At 54.4% G+C, this 17,455-nt stretch carries 18 protein-coding genes, 5 tRNA genes and 1 pseudogene; 4 read left to right on the top strand and 20 right to left on the bottom strand.

What is annotated here, in order from left to right:
* Window positions 1-56 precede the first annotated feature (56 nt).
* The 14 genes and pseudogenes from rplJ to LAO76_18045 all read right to left on the bottom strand — a co-directional run bounded on the left by rplJ (window position 57) and on the right by LAO76_18045 (window position 6,324).
* Window positions 57-638: a 50S ribosomal protein L10 gene (rplJ, locus tag LAO76_18110; protein MBZ5492836.1), complete on the bottom strand. Its 582-nt coding sequence runs from the start codon at window positions 636-638 to the stop codon at window positions 57-59.
* Window positions 639-741: 103 nt separating this feature from the next.
* Complete coding sequence (gene rplA, locus LAO76_18105; protein ID MBZ5492835.1) at window positions 742-1,452, bottom strand: 50S ribosomal protein L1; 711 nt, start codon at window positions 1,450-1,452, stop codon at window positions 742-744.
* A 68-nt stretch (window positions 1,453-1,520) separates the two neighbouring features.
* Window positions 1,521-1,955, bottom strand: a complete 435-nt coding sequence (rplK, locus tag LAO76_18100; protein MBZ5492834.1) for a 50S ribosomal protein L11 — start codon at window positions 1,953-1,955, stop codon at window positions 1,521-1,523.
* A gap of 243 nt (window positions 1,956-2,198) precedes the next feature.
* The gene (gene nusG, locus LAO76_18095; protein ID MBZ5492833.1) at window positions 2,199-2,828 is read right to left on the bottom strand and encodes a transcription termination/antitermination protein NusG; all 630 of its coding nucleotides are present in this window, start codon (window positions 2,826-2,828) and stop codon (window positions 2,199-2,201) included.
* Window positions 2,829-2,857: 29 nt separating this feature from the next.
* Window positions 2,858-3,109, bottom strand: coding sequence for a preprotein translocase subunit SecE (secE, locus tag LAO76_18090; protein ID MBZ5492832.1), 252 nt, complete (start codon window positions 3,107-3,109; stop codon window positions 2,858-2,860).
* A gap of 45 nt (window positions 3,110-3,154) precedes the next feature.
* Window positions 3,155-3,230: transfer RNA gene (locus LAO76_18085), tRNA-Trp, on the bottom strand.
* 124 nt (window positions 3,231-3,354) lie between these two features.
* Window positions 3,355-3,504: a 50S ribosomal protein L33 gene (gene rpmG / locus LAO76_18080; GenBank protein MBZ5492831.1), complete on the bottom strand. Its 150-nt coding sequence runs from the start codon at window positions 3,502-3,504 to the stop codon at window positions 3,355-3,357.
* Between the two features lie 144 nt (window positions 3,505-3,648).
* Window positions 3,649-4,621 (bottom strand): annotated as a pseudogene (tuf, locus tag LAO76_18075) (elongation factor Tu).
* A 48-nt stretch (window positions 4,622-4,669) separates the two neighbouring features.
* Window positions 4,670-5,011 carry a hypothetical protein gene (locus LAO76_18070; GenBank protein MBZ5492830.1) on the bottom strand — a complete coding sequence of 114 codons (342 nt, stop codon included), beginning with the start codon at window positions 5,009-5,011 and terminating at the stop codon, window positions 4,670-4,672.
* Between the two features lie 166 nt (window positions 5,012-5,177).
* Window positions 5,178-5,252: transfer RNA gene (locus LAO76_18065), tRNA-Gly, on the bottom strand.
* A gap of 55 nt (window positions 5,253-5,307) precedes the next feature.
* Window positions 5,308-5,383 (bottom strand) — tRNA-Thr (locus LAO76_18060).
* A gap of 140 nt (window positions 5,384-5,523) precedes the next feature.
* A complete protein-coding gene (locus LAO76_18055) occupies window positions 5,524-5,748 on the bottom strand; it encodes a hypothetical protein (GenBank protein ID MBZ5492829.1) in 225 nt (74 codons plus the stop codon).
* 22 nt (window positions 5,749-5,770) lie between these two features.
* Window positions 5,771-5,858 (bottom strand) — tRNA-Tyr (locus LAO76_18050).
* A gap of 390 nt (window positions 5,859-6,248) precedes the next feature.
* Window positions 6,249-6,324: transfer RNA gene (locus LAO76_18045), tRNA-Thr, on the bottom strand.
* A 196-nt stretch (window positions 6,325-6,520) separates the two neighbouring features.
* Here LAO76_18045 and LAO76_18040 point away from each other — a divergent pair.
* Entirely contained in the window at window positions 6,521-7,492 is a 972-nt protein-coding gene (locus tag LAO76_18040) for a hypothetical protein (protein ID MBZ5492828.1), read from the top strand.
* 85 nt (window positions 7,493-7,577) lie between these two features.
* On the opposite strand, the gene LAO76_18035 is transcribed toward LAO76_18040, so the two are convergent.
* A complete protein-coding gene (locus LAO76_18035; protein MBZ5492827.1) occupies window positions 7,578-8,465 on the bottom strand; it encodes a M23 family metallopeptidase in 888 nt (295 codons plus the stop codon).
* A 395-nt stretch (window positions 8,466-8,860) separates the two neighbouring features.
* On the opposite strand from LAO76_18035, the gene thiL reads away from it, so the two are divergent.
* The 3 genes from thiL to LAO76_18020 all read left to right on the top strand — a co-directional run bounded on the left by thiL (window position 8,861) and on the right by LAO76_18020 (window position 11,872).
* Window positions 8,861-9,817, top strand: a complete 957-nt coding sequence (thiL, locus tag LAO76_18030) for a thiamine-phosphate kinase (protein MBZ5492826.1) — start codon at window positions 8,861-8,863, stop codon at window positions 9,815-9,817.
* Between the two features lie 72 nt (window positions 9,818-9,889).
* Window positions 9,890-10,702: a YIP1 family protein gene (locus LAO76_18025; protein ID MBZ5492825.1), complete on the top strand. Its 813-nt coding sequence runs from the start codon at window positions 9,890-9,892 to the stop codon at window positions 10,700-10,702.
* A 105-nt stretch (window positions 10,703-10,807) separates the two neighbouring features.
* A complete protein-coding gene (locus tag LAO76_18020) occupies window positions 10,808-11,872 on the top strand; it encodes a radical SAM protein (protein ID MBZ5492824.1) in 1,065 nt (354 codons plus the stop codon).
* A 9-nt stretch (window positions 11,873-11,881) separates the two neighbouring features.
* Here LAO76_18020 and LAO76_18015 read toward each other — a convergent pair whose 3' ends face one another.
* The 5 genes from LAO76_18015 to LAO76_17995 all read right to left on the bottom strand — a co-directional run bounded on the left by LAO76_18015 (window position 11,882) and on the right by LAO76_17995 (window position 17,408).
* Window positions 11,882-13,597 carry an amidohydrolase family protein gene (locus LAO76_18015; GenBank protein ID MBZ5492823.1) on the bottom strand — a complete coding sequence of 572 codons (1,716 nt, stop codon included), beginning with the start codon at window positions 13,595-13,597 and terminating at the stop codon, window positions 11,882-11,884.
* A 273-nt stretch (window positions 13,598-13,870) separates the two neighbouring features.
* On the bottom strand, window positions 13,871-14,566 hold the full coding sequence (locus tag LAO76_18010; protein MBZ5492822.1) for an amino acid racemase: 696 nt from the start codon (window positions 14,564-14,566) through the stop codon (window positions 13,871-13,873).
* On the bottom strand, window positions 14,563-15,603 hold the full coding sequence (gene add, locus LAO76_18005) for an adenosine deaminase (GenBank protein MBZ5492821.1): 1,041 nt from the start codon (window positions 15,601-15,603) through the stop codon (window positions 14,563-14,565). The genes LAO76_18010 and add overlap by 4 nt, the downstream gene beginning before the upstream one ends.
* Window positions 15,603-17,075 carry an amino acid permease gene (locus LAO76_18000; protein MBZ5492820.1) on the bottom strand — a complete coding sequence of 491 codons (1,473 nt, stop codon included), beginning with the start codon at window positions 17,073-17,075 and terminating at the stop codon, window positions 15,603-15,605. The genes add and LAO76_18000 overlap by 1 nt, the downstream gene beginning before the upstream one ends.
* Before the next feature lie 180 nt (window positions 17,076-17,255).
* Window positions 17,256-17,408 carry a hypothetical protein gene (locus LAO76_17995; protein ID MBZ5492819.1) on the bottom strand — a complete coding sequence of 51 codons (153 nt, stop codon included), beginning with the start codon at window positions 17,406-17,408 and terminating at the stop codon, window positions 17,256-17,258.
* Window positions 17,409-17,455 lie beyond the last annotated feature (47 nt).

The raw sequence follows: 17,455 nt of genomic DNA, 5'->3' as shown, positions 1-17,455 counted from the left end.
AAACCCATGCCTGGAGGCCGCACTACGTCCCCCAGAAAAACCTTTTCAAACACTACTTACGCCGGGCTGCCGGCTTCTGCCGGAGCAGCTTCAGAAGAAGCGCCGCCCTCGTCTTTGAACTTTTTCTTCTCCACGCCCTGGCTCACCACCACTGCCAGGTCTCGGCCAACGGCATTCATTACCGTGACCAGACGCTGCGCCGGTGCGTTCATCAGGAACAGCAGCTTGGAGTAAATCTCTTCTTTCGACGGCATGGTTGCCAGCGCCTTGATCTCTTTCATGGAGATCACGCGGCCTTCCAGCACACCTGACTTGAAGGAAAATTCCGGGTTGTCGTCAACGTACTTGCTCAGCGCTTTGGCTAGCGCAACCGGATCCCCGCTGGTATAGGCGATCGACGTGACGCCTTTCAGCCCTTTTAGCGCTTCACCCACCTGCGTGCCTTCTGAAGCTCGCTTGGCCAGCGTGTTCTTGACGACTTGATACTTGCCGCCTGCCGTGCGCACCGTCTTGCGCAGCTCAAAATCCTTTGACACCGTGAGCTTGGAGAAAGTGCCCACAATCATGCTGCTGGCCTTTTGCAGGTCCTGGTTCAGCTTTTCAATCTGTTCCGCTTTTTTCGCTTTTGTGACCGCCATTGTCAGAATCCTTTTCTGTTCTGCGATGTCCTTGTGGCACAGCCGCCCTCGGCTGTGTCTTCTTTATCTATTCACACCAGCGAGGGCGCCGGTGCCACAAGTCTTACGCCTTGGCCGCTGTCTCCACCGGAGTAGTATCCACTGAAATTCCGGGGCCCATGGTGGACGAGATGTACGCGCCCTTGATGTACTTGCCCTTGGCCGCCGACGGCTTTGCCTTCACCACGCTCGTGATCACTGCGGTGGCATTCTCAACCAGCTTGTCCGGCGTGAATGAAATCTTTCCCACGGGCACATGCACCAGCGCTGTCTTGTCCGTGCGGAATTCGACTTTACCGGCTTTGATTTCTTTTACCGCGTTGGCAATGTCAAACGTAACGGTGCCGGTCTTGGGATTGGGCATGAGGCCTTTGGGACCAAGCACTTTACCCAGCTTACCGACGGATTTCATCATGTCGGGAGTTGAGATTACGGCGTCAAAATCCGTCCAGCTTTCTTTCTGGATTTTTTCGACCATCTCCTCGCCGCCGACAATGTCCGCTCCGGCAGCTTCGGCTTCGCGGACTTTTTCTCCGCTGGCGATCACCAGGACTTTTTTCGACTTGCCCAGCCCGTGCGGCAGGACCACCGTGCCGCGGACCATCTGGTCAGCGTGCTTTGGGTCGACGCCCAGACGGAGCGTGACTTCCACCGTCTCGTCAAACTTGGCGAACTTTACTTTCTGGAGCAGCGGCACGGCATCACTCAATAGATACTGGCGCTTCTCAATTGCCTCACGCGATTTCGTTATGTTCTTTCCTGCCTTGCGACTCATTTGTTTTTTCCTTATCTCCCACCGCGCCGGGCTCTTCTCCGTCGCCGTAGTACATGCGATTTAACTAACTATCCAACGACTTCAATCCCCATCGACCGCGCCGTGCCCTTCACGCTTTTGATCGCCGTTTCCAGCGATGCGGCGTTCAGGTCCGGCATTTTCTGCTTGGCGATATCGGCAACTTGCTTCTCGGTCACCTTGCCGACTTTATCTTTATTGGGCGCGCCTGAGCCTTTGGCGATGCCCGCGGCCCGTTTCAGCAGAATCGACGCCGGCGGCGTCTTGGTGATGAACGTGAACGACCGATCGGTATAGACCGTGATCACCACAGGAATAATCAGCCCGGCCATCTCTTTATTGTTAGTGCGGGCGTTGAACTGTTTGCAGAATTCCATGATGTTGATCTGCGCCTGGCCCAGTGCCGGGCCGACGGGAGGAGCCGGCGTCGCCTTGCCGGCTTCAATCTGCAACTTAACGGATGTCTGTACTTTTTTCGGTGCCATCTTGTCGTTTACCTGGTTCCTTTTTCGTTGGAACAGCTTGTGCCGCTCATGCTCTCAACTGTCATCCTGAGCGAGCAAAGCTCGCGAAGGACCTGCTTTTTCTCTTTGTGGCACAGGCACTCCTGCCTGTGCTCTCTTAATTTCTTGTGGATCGCAGGACCGCGTCCCGAACCCTTTTCGTTCTCCCCACAGAGCATCTCAGCTCATAGGGTTCCCTCGCTACGCTCGGGATAAAACCAAACTTTATGCTGCTACCTTCTCTACCTGCCCAAACTCCAGTTCCACCGGAGTCGCGCGACCAAAGATCGTTACCATCACTTTCAACGTCTCGCGATCCTCATTCACTTCGTCCACTGTGCCGTTGAAGTTTGCAAACGGCCCATCGGTGATGCGGACAGTCTCGTTCTTTTCAAACTTCACGCGGATCTTGGGCTTGTCCTTGCCCACATTCACGCGATAAATAATCTGGTTGACCTCATCTTCGGTCAGCGGCGTTGGATCGTTTGCCGTCCCAACAAATCCCGTTACGCGCGGCGTCGACTTCACCACATGCCACACATGGTCGCCTTCGCCCCCGGTGCGGAATCCCGTGAGGTCCATCTGCACCAGCACGTAGCCGGGATAAAACATCCGCTCCACGGTATATTTCTTGCCGTTGCGGATCTCCGTCACCGGCTCCGTGGGAATCACGACCTTGCCGATCTTTTCTCCCAGGCCAAAGGCCTGCACGCGCGATTCCAGTGATTCCTTCACCTTGCGCTCAAAGCCCGAATAGCTGTGGATGATGTACCACTTCATGTTCGGGTTGGTGTTCTCCGGCGGTGGGGCCTGTTCGCCTTCGGCGGGAGTCGCGTTGATGTTCTGCTCAGTCATGCTTGCCAACTTGGCTTTCCGGTGTCCACCTACCGCACGTGGTGGTGCAACACCCAATTAATTCCCTTCGCGATCACCTGGTCAATAATGAAAAAGTAAATGCCGAAAAGAATGACCGTGATGATGACCACTGTCGTGGTGGCCTGGACTTCTTTCCTGTTCGGAAAAGTAACTTTCCGCATTTCATTGCGGACGTCAGTAAGAAAACCCTTCGCACGCGCAGGAAATTGCATCATCTTGTTGCCCTGATCTTCGCGCGCCATCGTTACCGCCTTTGCCATTGCTTCCTTCCTTGCCCCAACCTGTTTGGCCGGCTTTCCAAAATCTGGCAGGGGCGGAGGGATTCGAACCCCCAAGTCCGGTTTTGGAGACCGGCAGTTTAGCCGTTGAGCTTACGCCCCTGTACCAGCAATTAGTAATTAGCACTTAGCAATTAGCCCCTTGCCTTCTGGCCTTCAGCACTTTTGGCTAAAGGGCCGCGGGTGCAAGAATTTTGGCTAATTGCCATTTGCCATTTGCTAATTGCTTACTTCACTTCCTTATGCCCTGTGTGCTTGCGGCACCGCTTACAGAACTTCTTGAACTCAAGCCGACCAGTGGTGGTCTTTTTGTTCTTGGTGGTCGAGTAATTCCGCTCTTTGCAGTCGCCGCACTGTAACGTGACTATTTCTCTCATAAAAACCAGCCCTTGGCTCTTAGCCTTTGGCCCTTAGCTTTTGCTGCAGGCCTCATCTGTTTTGTAATTGGGTAATTAAATGATCATGGTTTTGGTTTTTTACAAATTACCCAATTACCAAATTACTCAATTACCAATTTCTTCTTACTGAATGATCTCGCTGATCGTTCCTGCTCCCACCGTCCGTCCACCTTCACGGATAGCGAAACGCAGTCCCTTTTCCATGGCCACCGGCGTAATCAGCTCGATTTGCAATGAAACGTTGTCGCCCGGCATCACCATCTCCGTGCCCGCAGGCAGCTCAGCCACGCCCGTCACGTCTGTGGTGCGGAAGTAAAACTGCGGACGATAGCCCTTGAAGAACGGTGTATGACGTCCGCCTTCTTCTTTGTTCAGGACGTAAATCTCAGCCTTGAACTTGGTGTGTGGCGTGATCGATCCCGGTTTCGCCAGAACCATGCCGCGCTCAACATCGTCTTTGCCGATGCCGCGCAGCAGCAAGCCAGCGTTGTCACCGGCCATGCCTTCGTCCAGCTGCTTCTTGAACATTTCCACGCCCGTCACAACTGTCTTGCGCGTGTCGCGAAAACCGACAATCTCAACTTCCTCGCCTACCTTCACCTTGCCACGCTCGATTCTTCCGGTTACCACGGTGCCGCGGCCCGAGATGGAGAAGATATCTTCAATCGGCATCAGGAACGGCTTGTCGATATCGCGCGCCGGCAGCGGAACGTACTTATCGACGGCAGCCATCAGCTCGTCAATCTGCTTTTCCCACTTGGGATCGCCGTTCAATGCATTCAGCGCTGACAAGCGGATCACCGGAACATCGTCGCCGGGGAACTTGTAGCTCTTCAGCAGTTCGCGAACTTCGAGTTCTACGAGATCGAGGGTTCGGCGTCTCATATTCCACGTGCGCCGTGGCGATGGTAATACCGCGCTCGCGCTCTTCCGGCGCATTATCAATCGAGGCAAAATCGCGAAACTTGATCTTCGGATTGTGCTTCGACAACACCTTGGTGATCGCCGCCGTCAACGTCGTCTTGCCATGATCAATGTGACCAATCGTGCCTACGTTTACGTGCGGTTTGCTGCGATCAAATTTTTCTTTTGCCATTGCCTCTCCTCAAACGCCCCCTGAAGTCGCCAAAAAACTTCAGCAGCGTCAGTAATACCGATAAACCTTCTGGTATTTCTCGCGGACTTTCGCATCCACCTTTTCAATCCGCTCCAGATAAAACTCGCGCATCAGCGCCTGATCAGAAACAGTGAGGGATCCATACAGCGCCTTGGCCGACTTTCCTGACTTCGCCAGCCCGTTATCCACCGACTCCAGAATCCCCTGGTCTAAAATCTTTTCAAATTCCCGCACATATACCGTGCGGCTCTGCAGCTTGCTATAAAGCTTTTCTACCGCGCCAGAGCTGAAGACCCGATCGAGCGCTGATTTCAGCTGATCAAATTCTTCTGTCTTCGTGACCGCGATTTGTGCCTGTTGATACGCCATCTGATTTCTTGTGGCACAAGCACTCTTGCCTGTGCTCTGCAATACTCTTCCAGTACTTAGTATTTGGTACTTAGCCGAAAGCTGACAACCCGCTTTGCTGTCCAGAGCTGCTTGGCCCTTTCGGATAAAGCTAAATACCGAGTACCAAATACTAACTACCGTTTCCTGGAGCGGGAGACGGGAATCGAACCCGCGACCAACAGCTTGGAAGGCTGTGACTCTACCACTGAGTTACTCCCGCCCTGCTTTGAGCTATTTGCTACTCCCCGCCTCGACCAAACTACAAATCTAAAATCTGGAGCTGATGACCAGGATTGAACTGGTGACCTCTCCCTTACCAAGGGAGTGCTCTACCAACTGAGCTACATCAGCTCGAAAACTTTTAAACCGCGTCAGCAGAGGTCACCGAGTGACATCTTCCTTTTTGTTGCGGCTACGCTTCGCTGCCGCAACGTCTTACCAAGGGAGTGCTCTACCAACTGAGCTACATCAGCTCGAAAACTTTTAACCGCTCAGCTCGAAACTTCTTCGTCGTCCTGCTCGTCGCGAATCTCGTCAGCCCGGAAGTGCAAAACTGTTCTTACTGCAAACAGAGCCAACACAATCAACGTCAGGGACCGAATACCGACCTGGCCATTCCCAACAGGCAACGGGACATCTTCCATCGTTACCCAGACCAGCCCGGCTAGAACTGCGTAAATCGCGAGTGCCACATAAAAACGCTTGCGCTTTTGCATTTACAACTCGCGCTAAAAAACATGGTGCACAGGGGAGGATTCGAACCTCCGTAGCTCCGAAGAGCGGCAGATTTACAGTCTGCTACCATTAACCACTCGGTCACCTGTGCATTGAACCGAGCCGTCGTTTTTCTAAGGGCTCCGCAGCAAAGCTGCTGCGCCCTCGCATTCCGTTCGCGCTGAACGGCGCTCACTTCATGCTCACCCGGCTCTTCTCTCAAGGGCTCCGCAACGCCTCGCCCTCGCATTGCGTTCGGCGCTCACTGCATGCTTCGCCCGGCTCTTTTATGCTGGCTCACAAACGGGCGCTTTTCTCCAGCGGACAAAAGCGATTAAGGGACGCGCGAACATACTTCCGCATAAATCGTCAAAAAATCTGACGTTGGGGGAAGTCTTCGTGGGTTTGCCTTCCGGTAGAAAACTACTTATGTGTGCGCAGTGCCTGCTGTGTCGAAAGACGCGTCCAGCTTACGCGCTTCCGAAAATCCCGTCTTGCTATCTGGAGCTGGCGAAGGGACTTGAACCCCCGACCCTCTGATTACAAATCAGATGCTCTACCAGCTGAGCTACGCCAGCGTAAAACTTCCCGTAACCGGGCACAAAGTTAATAAGTTAGCACAGCGGCAATCCGCGTGCAACACCTTGAACCAACGCCTTGTCAGGGGAAACGTAACCTGCGTGGTACCGCTCCAATTCAATATTCTAGCAAGAACTTTGCCCTTGCGGCCACCATGCAACAGAAAAAAGTCACATAATCTATACTGATTGGCACATGTTCAAGCATCGCAAACTGCTGATTTTGGCCACTTTGCTGGTTGCGGCCGCGGCCGTCGGCTTTGTCATCTATCACCGCAGCACGCAGGTGCCTGAAACTGCCCGCCTTCTGCCGGAAGGCGACCTCATCCTCTACGCCAATTTAAAGCCCGTTCATTTATTCGATCTCAACAAATCCGGTTCGGTACAGCCGCAGGGCGACTATAAAGATTTCGTCGATCGCACCGGAATCCAGCCAGAACGCGATATTGATGAAGTTGCCATGTCTCGCCGGGACACACCCGATGGCAGCGATGTAGAGTCTTCAGAAATCCTGACCGGCCATTTCGATCAGAATCGCCTCCGCGACTATCTGCAGCTGCTTTCCTCCGCGCGTGAGCCTTATCGCAATTACACGATTTATTCCATCGCGCATGAGGGCCACACGGTGCGCGTAGCGCTGCTTGAGGGCGCCAAGGTTGCAATCACGAACATGGTTTCTCCGGAGCCCATGCACGGCATCATTGATCGATCGCTTAAACCTTCCGCGGGTCCTGTGCTGCTGAGCCACTACAGTGACGTTCCTCTCGGCAGCCTAGCCTGGCTCATCGATCGGATTCCCAATAAGCCCGATAACGTCCAGCTTCCCGGAGGATTCGCTATCACACTGCCCGCTGAAGCCGTCGCCGTTGGTTCCCTGCGTTACACAGGATCCCTGCTCGTTCGCGCGGATGTGTTCGCTCAAAGCGAAGCTCAGGCGCGGCAAATCGTTGACTCCGCCAACTCGCATCTGGCGCTGGTGCGGAGCATAGGACAGTTCATCAAGACCAAAGGTCCCGATCACGACATCAAAGCGGCGTTTGATAGTCTGCAAGCCACGCAAAAAGAAAATGTGGCGACTTTCACCGCCACAATTCCTCAATCGCTCCTCAAGAAGATCTGGTCAGAAGCTCAATCGCAGGGCGCGATCCCGACGTCGGCGAAGCCCTAAGTTGCAGCCTGAACATCACGATTGCAAAATGAAAAAGCAGCCGCAAACCCTCGGCTGCCCCATGATCGCTAGTTTAGATTGAGACTTACATGGCTCCTGAAGCCACTTGCTGGTTGATGCTGAAACGCAGGTATTTATGCGGGTTCACTGGAGTATTGAAGATTCGCACTTCATAGTGCAGGTGCGGACCGGTGCTGCGTCCGCTCTGTCCCACGTAGCCAATGGAATCGCCTCTGCGGACCAACTGTCCCGCGCTCACGGCAAAGCCTGAAAGGTGGCCGTAGAGAGTACTGATGCCATTGCCGTGGTCGATCATCACCACGCGGCCATAACCGTTCATGAAATCAGAGAAGCGAACAATGCCATCCGCTGGAGCGATGATGCGAGTGCCGTAATCGCTGGAAATGTCCACGCCGCGATGGAACGCTCCTTCGCCGCTGAACGGATCAATGCGCTCGCCAAAAGATCCAGTAAGCCTTCCCTGGACGGGCCACAGTGTGGGCGCCTGCGCCAGCCGCATCCAATCGCGCGTGCTGGTGTCGCGCACATCACCCATGCCAATGCCGACCGAGGCTGCGCCGGTCATGGCCGTATTCCGCAGCGCGTAAAACTGCTGCAGAGAGGCGGAAGCTGGATCGTCATCGTCAAAGGCAGGATCAGGCTTGAGTCCGTAGAGCGAAGAAACTTCACCTGCCAGGGAGCTAAGGGACTGTGCTTGCAGCTCGTTTTCCTGGGCAATCTGCTCAAGCTGAGAGTATTGTGATTTCAGGGCTTTCTGTTCGTCGCGAAGTTGGTTGAAACGCTGCGTCTTCACCACCATGCGGGTATAAGAGCCCAGCATGCCGGTAATGGTAAGCATGCCAATCAGCGCGCCGGCCACAAAAACGTACAGGTAATGCATGGGAACGGGAATTTTCAGCAACTCCCCTTCCGCATTTCTCGCCACCAACATGATGTAAAAACGCTTGCGCAAAATACTTACTCCTGTTAGTGATTTTCCCGATTCAAAAGTGCCCCGCGTGTCGTCCGGCTGGTACGTCTCGCTTTTGGACTCAAAAATTCGTCCGGGCAATTTACCGGTTAAAATCCCTTTGCACTGTCGGTCGGAGGTTAGGCAGCTAAAGGGATATGAAATGTTGGATAACCTTAACAAGCCCACTCTGGCACTGTCAACGTCCGAAGGTCTTGTTTGGGTAACGAAGGTCGATTGCTCCGCTCTGTCATCGAAGTCGATTCGGCCATGTCCTTCCGTTCCTTGGACATGCTGACCTTTTTCAGTTTTTATCTGGTGCCGTTGCTATCTCTGGGGAACAATGTAGCCTAAAAACTATTGTAAGTCTTTATTTATGATGTAGTTGCTTGATTCTCATGGTCAAAGAGAGAAATTTGATTCGGCAAATTCGGCGGCTGGCGTCGGCATCGATGAACCGCGCCGTGAAAATTGGCATTGGTGATGATTGCGCAATCCTTCGCCTAAAGCCTGGCTTTGAACTTTTGGTCACTACTGATCTTTGTATTGAAAACGTACATTTCCGCCGCGCCTGGCATCCGCCACAAGCTGTGGGACATCGTTGCCTTACCCGCGGCCTGAGCGACATTGCCGCTATGGGTGGCGAACCGCTCGCCTGTTTTCTGTCTTTGGGGCTTCCCGCCGATTTGCCACAGGCTTGGGCTAACGGCTTCCTCCGCGGCTTGCTGTCTTTGGCTGGCCGCTACAAAGTCCAGCTTGCCGGGGGCGATGTATCTTCTGCTCCGCAGATCACGGCGGATATCGTCGTTACGGGCCAGGTTCCGTCCGGCACGGCTATTCTCCGTTCCGGGGCGCGTCCCGGGAATCGCATTTACGTCACTGGAGCTTTAGGTGGATCAGGCGGGACTCTGAAGCAGCTTTTGGCTGGAAATGCGATAAAACCAACAAGATCCAACCCCCATTTTTATCCCACACCAAGGCTGGAAGTGGGAAGTTACATTCGAAAGCATGGTCTGGCAAGCGCCATGATCGACATCAGCGACGGCCTTTCTGTCGATTTACGGCATATTTGCGATGAAAGTGGAGCGGCTGCCATTTTGATATCCAACAAGGTTCCTATCCCCAAAAACGCCGATCTTGAGCTGGTGCTCCACGGCGGCGAAGACTATGAACTCCTTTTCACAGCACCTAGGCGAGCCAAAGTCCCGGCCCGAATCGCGGGCGTCATGGTCACAGAAATCGGTGAGGTCAGGAACCGCCGAGATTACTCCTCAGCAATACAAATTCTGGGTAACAATGGCAAAGTCAGGCCGCTGCCTCAGCGTGGTTGGCAACATTTCGCAAAGCAACGCTGACTTGTATCGCGGGCCAAGGTCCAGTAATGAAAGAAGTAGTAACTTTCCACCAATTGAAACGTAGGATGGTTTATGAGCTCACCAACTGGTCCAACTCCACCACCGCCGCCGATGTACCCAGTCGCCTCCTCACCTGTCACTCCTGAACCGGCTGGCCCCGGCCTTTCAGAGTCACAACGGCTGGTGAACACATTTTTCGCGCCGACCAAAACGTTCACCGATATCCGGCGCAATGCGAGTTGGTGGGTGCCATGGTTGATTTCAGCCGTATTCACTCTCATCTTCTCAGTTGTCGCCGTCCAGAAAATTGACATGGCGCGCTTTGTCCAGGAGCAGATCGACCGGTCTCCATCAGCTCAAAAGCGCATGGAACGCCTGACGCCTGAACAGCGGGCCCAGGGGATGGCCTTGCAGGCCACAATTACAAAGGTCAGCTTTTACATGGCGCCCCTTTTCTCCCTGATTATTGGGCTCGTCGTCGCCGCTGTTTTGATGGGCGTCTTTAACTTTATGCTGGGAGCAGAGGTTACATTTCCGCGCGCAATGGCGGTTGTCTTCTATGCTGGCCTCACCGGAATTGTGGCTACAATTCTTCTCACTGCGAGCTATTTGGCCAGCGCAGATCCCTCAACGATCGACATCGCCAGAAATCCTATGCCCACAAATCTCGGGTTCTTCATGGATCCGGAGGGAAACAAAGCGCTGTATGGCCTGGCGTCCAGTATTGACATTTTCAGAATCTGGTTCGTTGCTTTGCTCGGCTTGGGATTTTCAACAGTCTCTACCAACCGCAAGCCAAGCGTGGGGACAGCCATGGTAACAGCGTTCGTTTGTTACGGAATCATAGTTCTGATCGGAATCGGCTTCAAGATGGCATTCAGCTGATCGATTAGTACTTGCAAAAACACCCGTTTGCCCATCAAAATCAACCATTTACTGGTTGTTGCTGCTTTTAATGTGCCCGTTTATGATCTAATAACTAGTTTATACATGGCAGATTTGAAACTCAGGATCAGGCGCCGGCTTAAGGCCGCGCACCGCACTTTCCGCGAACTCAAAATGATCGCGAAGGGTCTGCTTTCGACCGACCATCCCATTCAGGTGCACATCATTCCCATGCGGCGCTGCAACCTGTCATGTGCCTATTGCAATGAGTACGACGATTTCTCTGATCCAGTTCCGCTGGAAGAGATGTACCGTCGCGTGGACAAGCTGGCGGCACTGGGCACCACGCTCATCACCATCAGCGGCGGTGAAACGCTGTTGCATCCGCAACTGGATGACATTATCCGCCGCATCCGTTCTCATGGCATCATTGCCGGACTGATCACCAACGGCTATCTTCTGACGCCGCAGCGTATCCAGCAACTAAACCAGGCTGGTCTCGACCATCTCCAGATTTCCATCGACAACGTGAAACCCGACGATGTTTCCAAGAAATCTTTGAAGGTCCTGGATAAGAAACTGCAATGGCTGCGCGCGAATGCCGAATTCCACGTGAACATCAACTCCGTGATTGGCGCTGGCGTAAGAGAGCAGTGGGACGCGGTTACCATTGGCAAACGCGCCGTGGAACTGGGCTTTACGTCAACGGTAGGAATTATTCACGATGGCACCGGGCAGCTTCGTCCTCTGGATAAAGAAGCGCGCACCGTTTTTGCCGAGATGAAGAAGCTGGGCAAACACAGTTACGCTCGCTTCAATCAGTTCCAGAACAACATCGCACTGGGCCAGCCCAACAACTGGCGATGCCGCGCCGGTTCGCGCTACCTCTATATCTGCGAAAACGGGCTGGTGCATTACTGCTCTCAGCAGCGCGGCTATCCCGGAACGCCTCTGTCCGACTACTCAGTAAAGGACATCCGCCGCGAATTCCTTACAGAGAAATCATGCGCGCCCAACTGCACTATATCCTGCGTCCACCAGACTTCGATAGTCGACTTCTGGCGCGCTCCGCAGGGCCTTGAATCGCATACCACCTTCCATCCGGCAGCACGCCCTGAACTGGTGCAGATTGAATCCGCCCGCGAAGAAGAATCTGTAATGGGCGACTAGCCCTCTACTCTACGGCTTAAATCCAACCGCACTCCACAAAGCCGCCGGCTGATACATTTTCCCAGCCGCAAACACCGTGCTCACTTTGCGGATGTCGCTGATATTTTCCAGTGGGTTTCCATCCACCACGATCACATCGGCACGCTTTCCGGCCTCAATTGTCCCTGAGTCTTTCTCCATGCCCATTGCGCGGGCGGCCACAACGGTCGCTGATTGGATAGCTTCCATCGGCGTGAACCCTGCCTGAACGTGAAGTTCAATTTCGCGATCCAGGCTAAAGCCAGGCACCGTCTGGTCTGTTCCGGAAACAATCGGCACACCTGCCTGATGAAGTACGCGCACCGTCGCCATCATGGCGCGAAACGTCGCTGCGGACTGCTCCGCCCTGGGCGGTGGCGCTCCCATGGTCTCCAGTGCTTCTTTCAGCTCCGGCGCAACTTTCAAGATTCCGGGTTCAAAGGCAGAAATAGGATGGTCCAGAGGATGCAAAATCACTTCCATCAGCGCCAGAGTGTCATCAACAACAATATGATGTTCCAGCAGCAGCTTGATTACTTTCTTCACATTCGGCGCATCGGGATCGATGGTCTGCGATTTGGGATCCACCATAATTTTGGTCAGATATTCCGCATGGTTGATCTGGTCCATGCCGTCTTCAATTCCCTGAATGGCATTCATGCCGAACGGAATGTGTCCCGTCACGGTCATGCCCAGCCGATGCGCTTCAGCCGTAACAATTTTCAGGATGTCAGGTTTCACCGAACTATATATTTTGATCTGCTGGAAGCCGGCGGCTTTGTATTTTTGTACCTGCTCGCGGGCCTGCTCAGGTGTATCGACGCGAATTACGCCCAGCGAAAACGGTCCGCTGCCATCTACCACGCCCGCCATCACCAGCCTGGGCCCAATGCCTTTGCCATCGGCTATGGCATCGCGCGCCGCGACAATAAATTCTCGTTCATTGCCAACGTCGCGCGCCGTGGTAACGCCCGTCGCAAGATAAATCGGTCCCCACTCCACTTGCTCAAAGTGCGCGTGCATCTCCCATAGACCCGGCAGCACGCTCTTGCCATGCGCGTCCACAATTTGCGCGCCTTGCGGAACGGGAGTGCTGGCCGCTGGTCCCGCGGCCGCAATCTTCCCGTCTTTTAAAATTACTACAGAATTGTCGATCGCCGGCTTGCCCGTTCCATCAATCAACCTGCCGCCCACAATCGCCGTTACCGATGCGGGCTGCCCGGTAAAATCTGACGCGACCTTGGCCAGGTTGGCCATCCCGTCACGTGCGGCGCCAGCCACAAATGTCGCTAGACCGTCTTCATAGCCTTCAGCCACGGCTTCAAAGTGGTCCATCTCGGCATCCACACTCACCACCGCCACCAAATGATCCTGCGAATCCAGCCACAGTGATTCCATACCCCAGATCAAGCCACGGATAGAAAGTTTGTGTAGCTGGACCTTGCGGCCGCCGATGGTGAACTCTTCAGTCCCCTGGTCCTGGATTTGCACTTCACCGCGCGGCAACGTCTTCAGCGTCTTTGGGCTGCCGTGCGACCGCCAGTAACGCACCAACATCATTTGCACTGAGACTGGCGCATAGCCCTGAATATCAAAAAAGTTCTCACCCGGCGGAATGCTCACGACACCCGCGGTGCGTCCATGCACCGAATCTTCTATGGAAGAGAAGCGGGAGATCTTCCCTTTGATCTCAAAGTCGCGCGGCATGAGATCTTTGGCCATGGTGAGTGAAGCTGTCAGTGGAACCGCTGTTCCGCGATCAGTAAACTTGAAATCCGACTTCAACGTGACTTCTTCTTGAGTGCGGGCCAGCGTGTAGGTTTCTTTGCCAATCAGCTGCTCGAATTTGTGTAAGTTGAAAACGCCTTGCTCTGGTGTTTGCAGCTCCGTCTGCGCCCAGCCGGACATACACACAAGCATCATTACCGCAAAAAAAACCTTCCTGACTGACTTCACAATCCACTCCTTTGTTCAATCAATTCATTTGGCCAGCGCATGCCGCAAAGCGGCGCGTGCCAGCGTGCGCGTGGAATCCAGCGCCGGCAGCGGCGATTCATTCTCATTGACGAGCAAGGGAAGTTCCGTGCATCCCAGCACCACGGCGTCGCAGCCTTGCAGCTTCAGGGATTCAATCACCTGCTCAAAGTAAAACAGCGACTCTGGCGTTTGCTCGCCCCGCACCAGCTCATCAAAAATAATCGTATTGATCTGTTCCTGCTGCTCCTTCGTTGGCCTCAGATACGCAATGCCCATTTGCTCCAGCTTTTCCGGATAGACCGGGCCGCTCACCAAAAACTTTATTCCGGTAATCCCCAGCTTTCTATAGCCGCGACGCTTTGCTTCCTTGCCGACTTCTTCTGCAATGTGCAGCCAGGGCAGTGGCGTTCGCGGCAACACGAATGGCATGGCTTCATGAATCGTGTTGTCCGGACAGATCAAGAAGTCCGCTCCTGCGCGTTTTAGCACTTCGGCGGACCGCAACATTAATTCCGCCACCGGCTTCCATCCTGCTCCGGCGTCAATCGGCTTCATGTATTCAGCCAGAGCGATGGTATGCATCGTCACTTCAGGGTGGGCATGCCTGCCCATCAGCGGCTCCGCCTCCAGGCAGATCGTCCGATAGCAGAGCGCCGCGCCTTCCGCGCTGCATCCAACAATGCCAATATGCTTGCTCATGCCAGAAAATCAATCTGCTGCATAAAGCGCAGCTTCTTCTCCACCGGCAAAAAAGACGCTTCAATGGAATTACGCGCCAGCTCGCGCAGATGTTCCTCAGTAAAGCTGAATTCCTGCCGCGCGATCTCAAATTCCTTGTTCAACGAGGTCTGGAACATGGCCGGATCGTCCGTGCTTAGGGTAACCATCAACCCTTCATCAAAAAACTTCCGCACCGGATGTTGCTGTAACTCCTTGCATGCGCCCGTGCGCAGGTTGCTGGTAATACACAGCTCCACCGGCACCTGCTTTTGCGCCATCACTTCCAGCAATTCCGGATCGTTCGCCGCGGAAAGGCCGTGCCCAATCCGTTCCGCTCCGATATTCAGCGCGCCCCAAACCGACTCCGGCCCCGTGGTCTCTCCCGCGTGGGCCGTCAGACGCATGCCATTGTCGGCTGCTTTTTTATAAAGATCGCGAAACCACTCCGCTGGCCCGCGCGCCTCATCGCCACCAATACCGATGGCGACCACATTGCGCTCACGCAGCCGCGCAGCCAGATCAAAAACTTCTGCTGCCGCTTCCTTGCCAAAGTGCCGTACCGCATCAAATATCCACAGCAGTGACACGCCAAAGTCGCGCTGGCCGCGCTCGCGTCCACGCTCCATGCCTTCAAAAATCGGCTCCACCGGCTGCCCTCGCCAGCGGATCACGCCTACGCTTACATACACTTCAGCATGGACAATGTTCTGCTGCCGCAGTTTCTGCATCAGCCGGTAGGTCACAAGCTCGTAATCTTCCGGCGATCGCAGCCGCTCCGTCACAGACTTAAACGCCATCAGAAAGCCATTGAAATCCTTGTAAGAATAAAGACGGCGAACATCGCCTTCAGTAAGCACGTCGCCGCTGCCCGCAATGTCATAGCGGTTGTTTTCAGTCGGCAAAGGCGTGTTGTAGCGGCGGCTTAGCTCCGCCAGCGTCGCAGGATCAACACTGCCTTCCAGGTGCAGGTGAAGTTCCGCTTTCGGGAGCGTCTGGATGAACGATTTAGAAGCCATCACCCTTTGCCGGCAGGAATGTTAGCTGGCGCAAACTCGCTGTGGCGGCGGCTATAAAGCCAATAGATCACCATGCCGATGGCCAGCCAGCCAAAGAAGCGGAGCCACGTAATCACCAGGAGGCCCGCCATCAATGAAACGCATAGCACCACAGAGATGATAGGAAAGAGTGGCACCCAGGGGACCTTGAATCCTCGCTGGCGGTCTGGTTGCGCCTTGCGCAGAAACAGCACGCCGAGCGAGACAAGCACAAAAGCGAAAAGCGTTCCAATGTTGGAAAGATCGGCCGCTTCGCCGATGTCCACTAACCCGGCAGGAATGCCGACAGCCGCTCCAGCAATCCAGGTTGACCAGTGCGGCGTCTCAAACCGGCACAGATCCGAAAACAGTTTTGGTAGCAGGCCGTCGCGCGACATGGCAAACCAGATTCTGGTCTGGCCATACTGAAAGACCAGCAGGGAGGAAATCATTCCCGTCAGTGCGCCAATCACAATCACAGCCTGAAAGAAGCGGCTTGTCCCCATTTGTTGCAGCGCGTATGCCACAGGCGCGGAAGCTGCATCGGCGTTGGTGGCAAAGATGCTGTATTTCTGCATTCCCAGCAGCACCAGCGCCACGCCGATATAAAGGACCGTGCAAATGATCAGGGACGCGATGATTCCGAAGGGAATATCTTTCTGCGGATTTTTGGCTTCTTCGGCTGCGGTTGATACCGAATCGAAGCCAATATAGGTAAAGAAAATGATCGCTCCACCGGAAATCACTCCCGCAAATCCAGACGGCGCAAATGGATGCCAGTTCGCACGGTTCACCAGCATTCCACCAACCACCAGGAACGTAATAATGGCGCCGATCTTTACCAGCACCATGATGTTGTTGGCCCCCGCCGATTCGCGAATGCCCCACACCAGAAGCACAGTCAAAATGAAAACGATGAGAAAAGCCGGCACATTGAAGTAAGCGCCCGACCAATGGCCCCCCGTCCATACAGGCGAAGACCAGTTATCTGGAATGTGGAGTCCAAAGGAAGTCAGCTGCGCTTTCAAGTATCCGCCAAAGCCAACTGCTACGGCCACGTTGCTCACCGCATATTCCAGAATCAGGTCCCAGCCAATGATCCATGCGATCAATTCACCCAAAGTTGCGTAAGAATACGTATACGCGCTGCCCGCAATCGGTATCATCGAGGCAAGCTCGGCATAACACAGTCCAGCAAAACTGCAGGCAATCGCTACGAGAAGAAATGAGATAGCGATTGCCGGACCGGCCGGCGGCCGTCCGTGCAGAAGCACACCGGAAAGGTTCCCATGCTGAAACAGGTTCTGGAAGACATCCAGCACCTGAGCGTGCAGCAGGGACGGAGTGGAAAACTCTCCAGCCGCAGCTGTCCCGGTCAGTACAAAAATTCCCGAACCAATGATCGCGCCGATGCCAAGAGCCGTGAGTGACCACGGTCCGAGTGACTTGGGCAGGCGATGCCCCGGCCTTTCCGAGTCAGAAATCAGCTTGTCAATGGACTTCTTGGCGAAGAGTTGGCTGGCCAGAAAGGCCTCCTTAAGAGAGACGCAAGTAATGGTCCTGGAAATACACGATGCGGCGCAGAAGCGCGGCGTAAAAGCGCACCAGGGCGCCTCTACGCCGTCATCAGATGCTTAGCGCTTGGCCGTGCCGCGAGCCATCTTCTTCATCTTGGGCTTTTTGGAGCCGCGCGGATATTCGCGGGGCTTCTTGGGCGCCTGCTTTTTGCGCGCCGTGCGCTTTGATTTCTTGCGTTCTTCCTTGCTCAATGTCTTCGTATTTGCCATGTACCTGTCCTATTTCCTGTTTCTAAATTTTAAAGATATGTTGCGAA

It is taken from the genome of Terriglobia bacterium (genome assembly GCA_020072645.1).
Lineage (GTDB): Bacteria > Acidobacteriota > Terriglobia > Terriglobales > Acidobacteriaceae > Angelobacter.
The sequence above is the reverse complement of the archived record's forward strand: the minus strand, read 5'-3'. Positions and strand labels throughout refer to the sequence as shown.

Coding starts and splice junctions, on each gene's coding strand:
- rplJ (MBZ5492836.1), bottom strand. CDS start 638: ATGGCGGTCACAAAAGCGAAAAAAGCGGAACAGATTGAAAAGCTGAAC.
- rplA (MBZ5492835.1), bottom strand. CDS start 1,452: ATGAGTCGCAAGGCAGGAAAGAACATAACGAAATCGCGTGAGGCAATT.
- rplK (MBZ5492834.1), bottom strand. CDS start 1,955: ATGGCACCGAAAAAAGTACAGACATCCGTTAAGTTGCAGATTGAAGCC.
- nusG (MBZ5492833.1), bottom strand. CDS start 2,828: ATGACTGAGCAGAACATCAACGCGACTCCCGCCGAAGGCGAACAGGCC.
- secE (MBZ5492832.1), bottom strand. CDS start 3,109: ATGGCAAAGGCGGTAACGATGGCGCGCGAAGATCAGGGCAACAAGATG.
- rpmG (MBZ5492831.1), bottom strand. CDS start 3,504: ATGAGAGAAATAGTCACGTTACAGTGCGGCGACTGCAAAGAGCGGAAT.
- LAO76_18070 (MBZ5492830.1), bottom strand. CDS start 5,011: ATGGCGTATCAACAGGCACAAATCGCGGTCACGAAGACAGAAGAATTT.
- LAO76_18055 (MBZ5492829.1), bottom strand. CDS start 5,748: ATGCAAAAGCGCAAGCGTTTTTATGTGGCACTCGCGATTTACGCAGTT.
- LAO76_18040 (MBZ5492828.1), top strand. CDS start 6,521: ATGTTCAAGCATCGCAAACTGCTGATTTTGGCCACTTTGCTGGTTGCG.
- thiL (MBZ5492826.1), top strand. CDS start 8,861: ATGGTCAAAGAGAGAAATTTGATTCGGCAAATTCGGCGGCTGGCGTCG.
- LAO76_18025 (MBZ5492825.1), top strand. CDS start 9,890: ATGAGCTCACCAACTGGTCCAACTCCACCACCGCCGCCGATGTACCCA.
- LAO76_18020 (MBZ5492824.1), top strand. CDS start 10,808: ATGGCAGATTTGAAACTCAGGATCAGGCGCCGGCTTAAGGCCGCGCAC.
- LAO76_18015 (MBZ5492823.1), bottom strand. CDS start 13,597: ATGCCGCGCGACTTTGAGATCAAAGGGAAGATCTCCCGCTTCTCTTCC.
- LAO76_18010 (MBZ5492822.1), bottom strand. CDS start 14,566: ATGAGCAAGCATATTGGCATTGTTGGATGCAGCGCGGAAGGCGCGGCG.
- add (MBZ5492821.1), bottom strand. CDS start 15,603: ATGGCTTCTAAATCGTTCATCCAGACGCTCCCGAAAGCGGAACTTCAC.
- LAO76_17995 (MBZ5492819.1), bottom strand. CDS start 17,408: ATGGCAAATACGAAGACATTGAGCAAGGAAGAACGCAAGAAATCAAAG.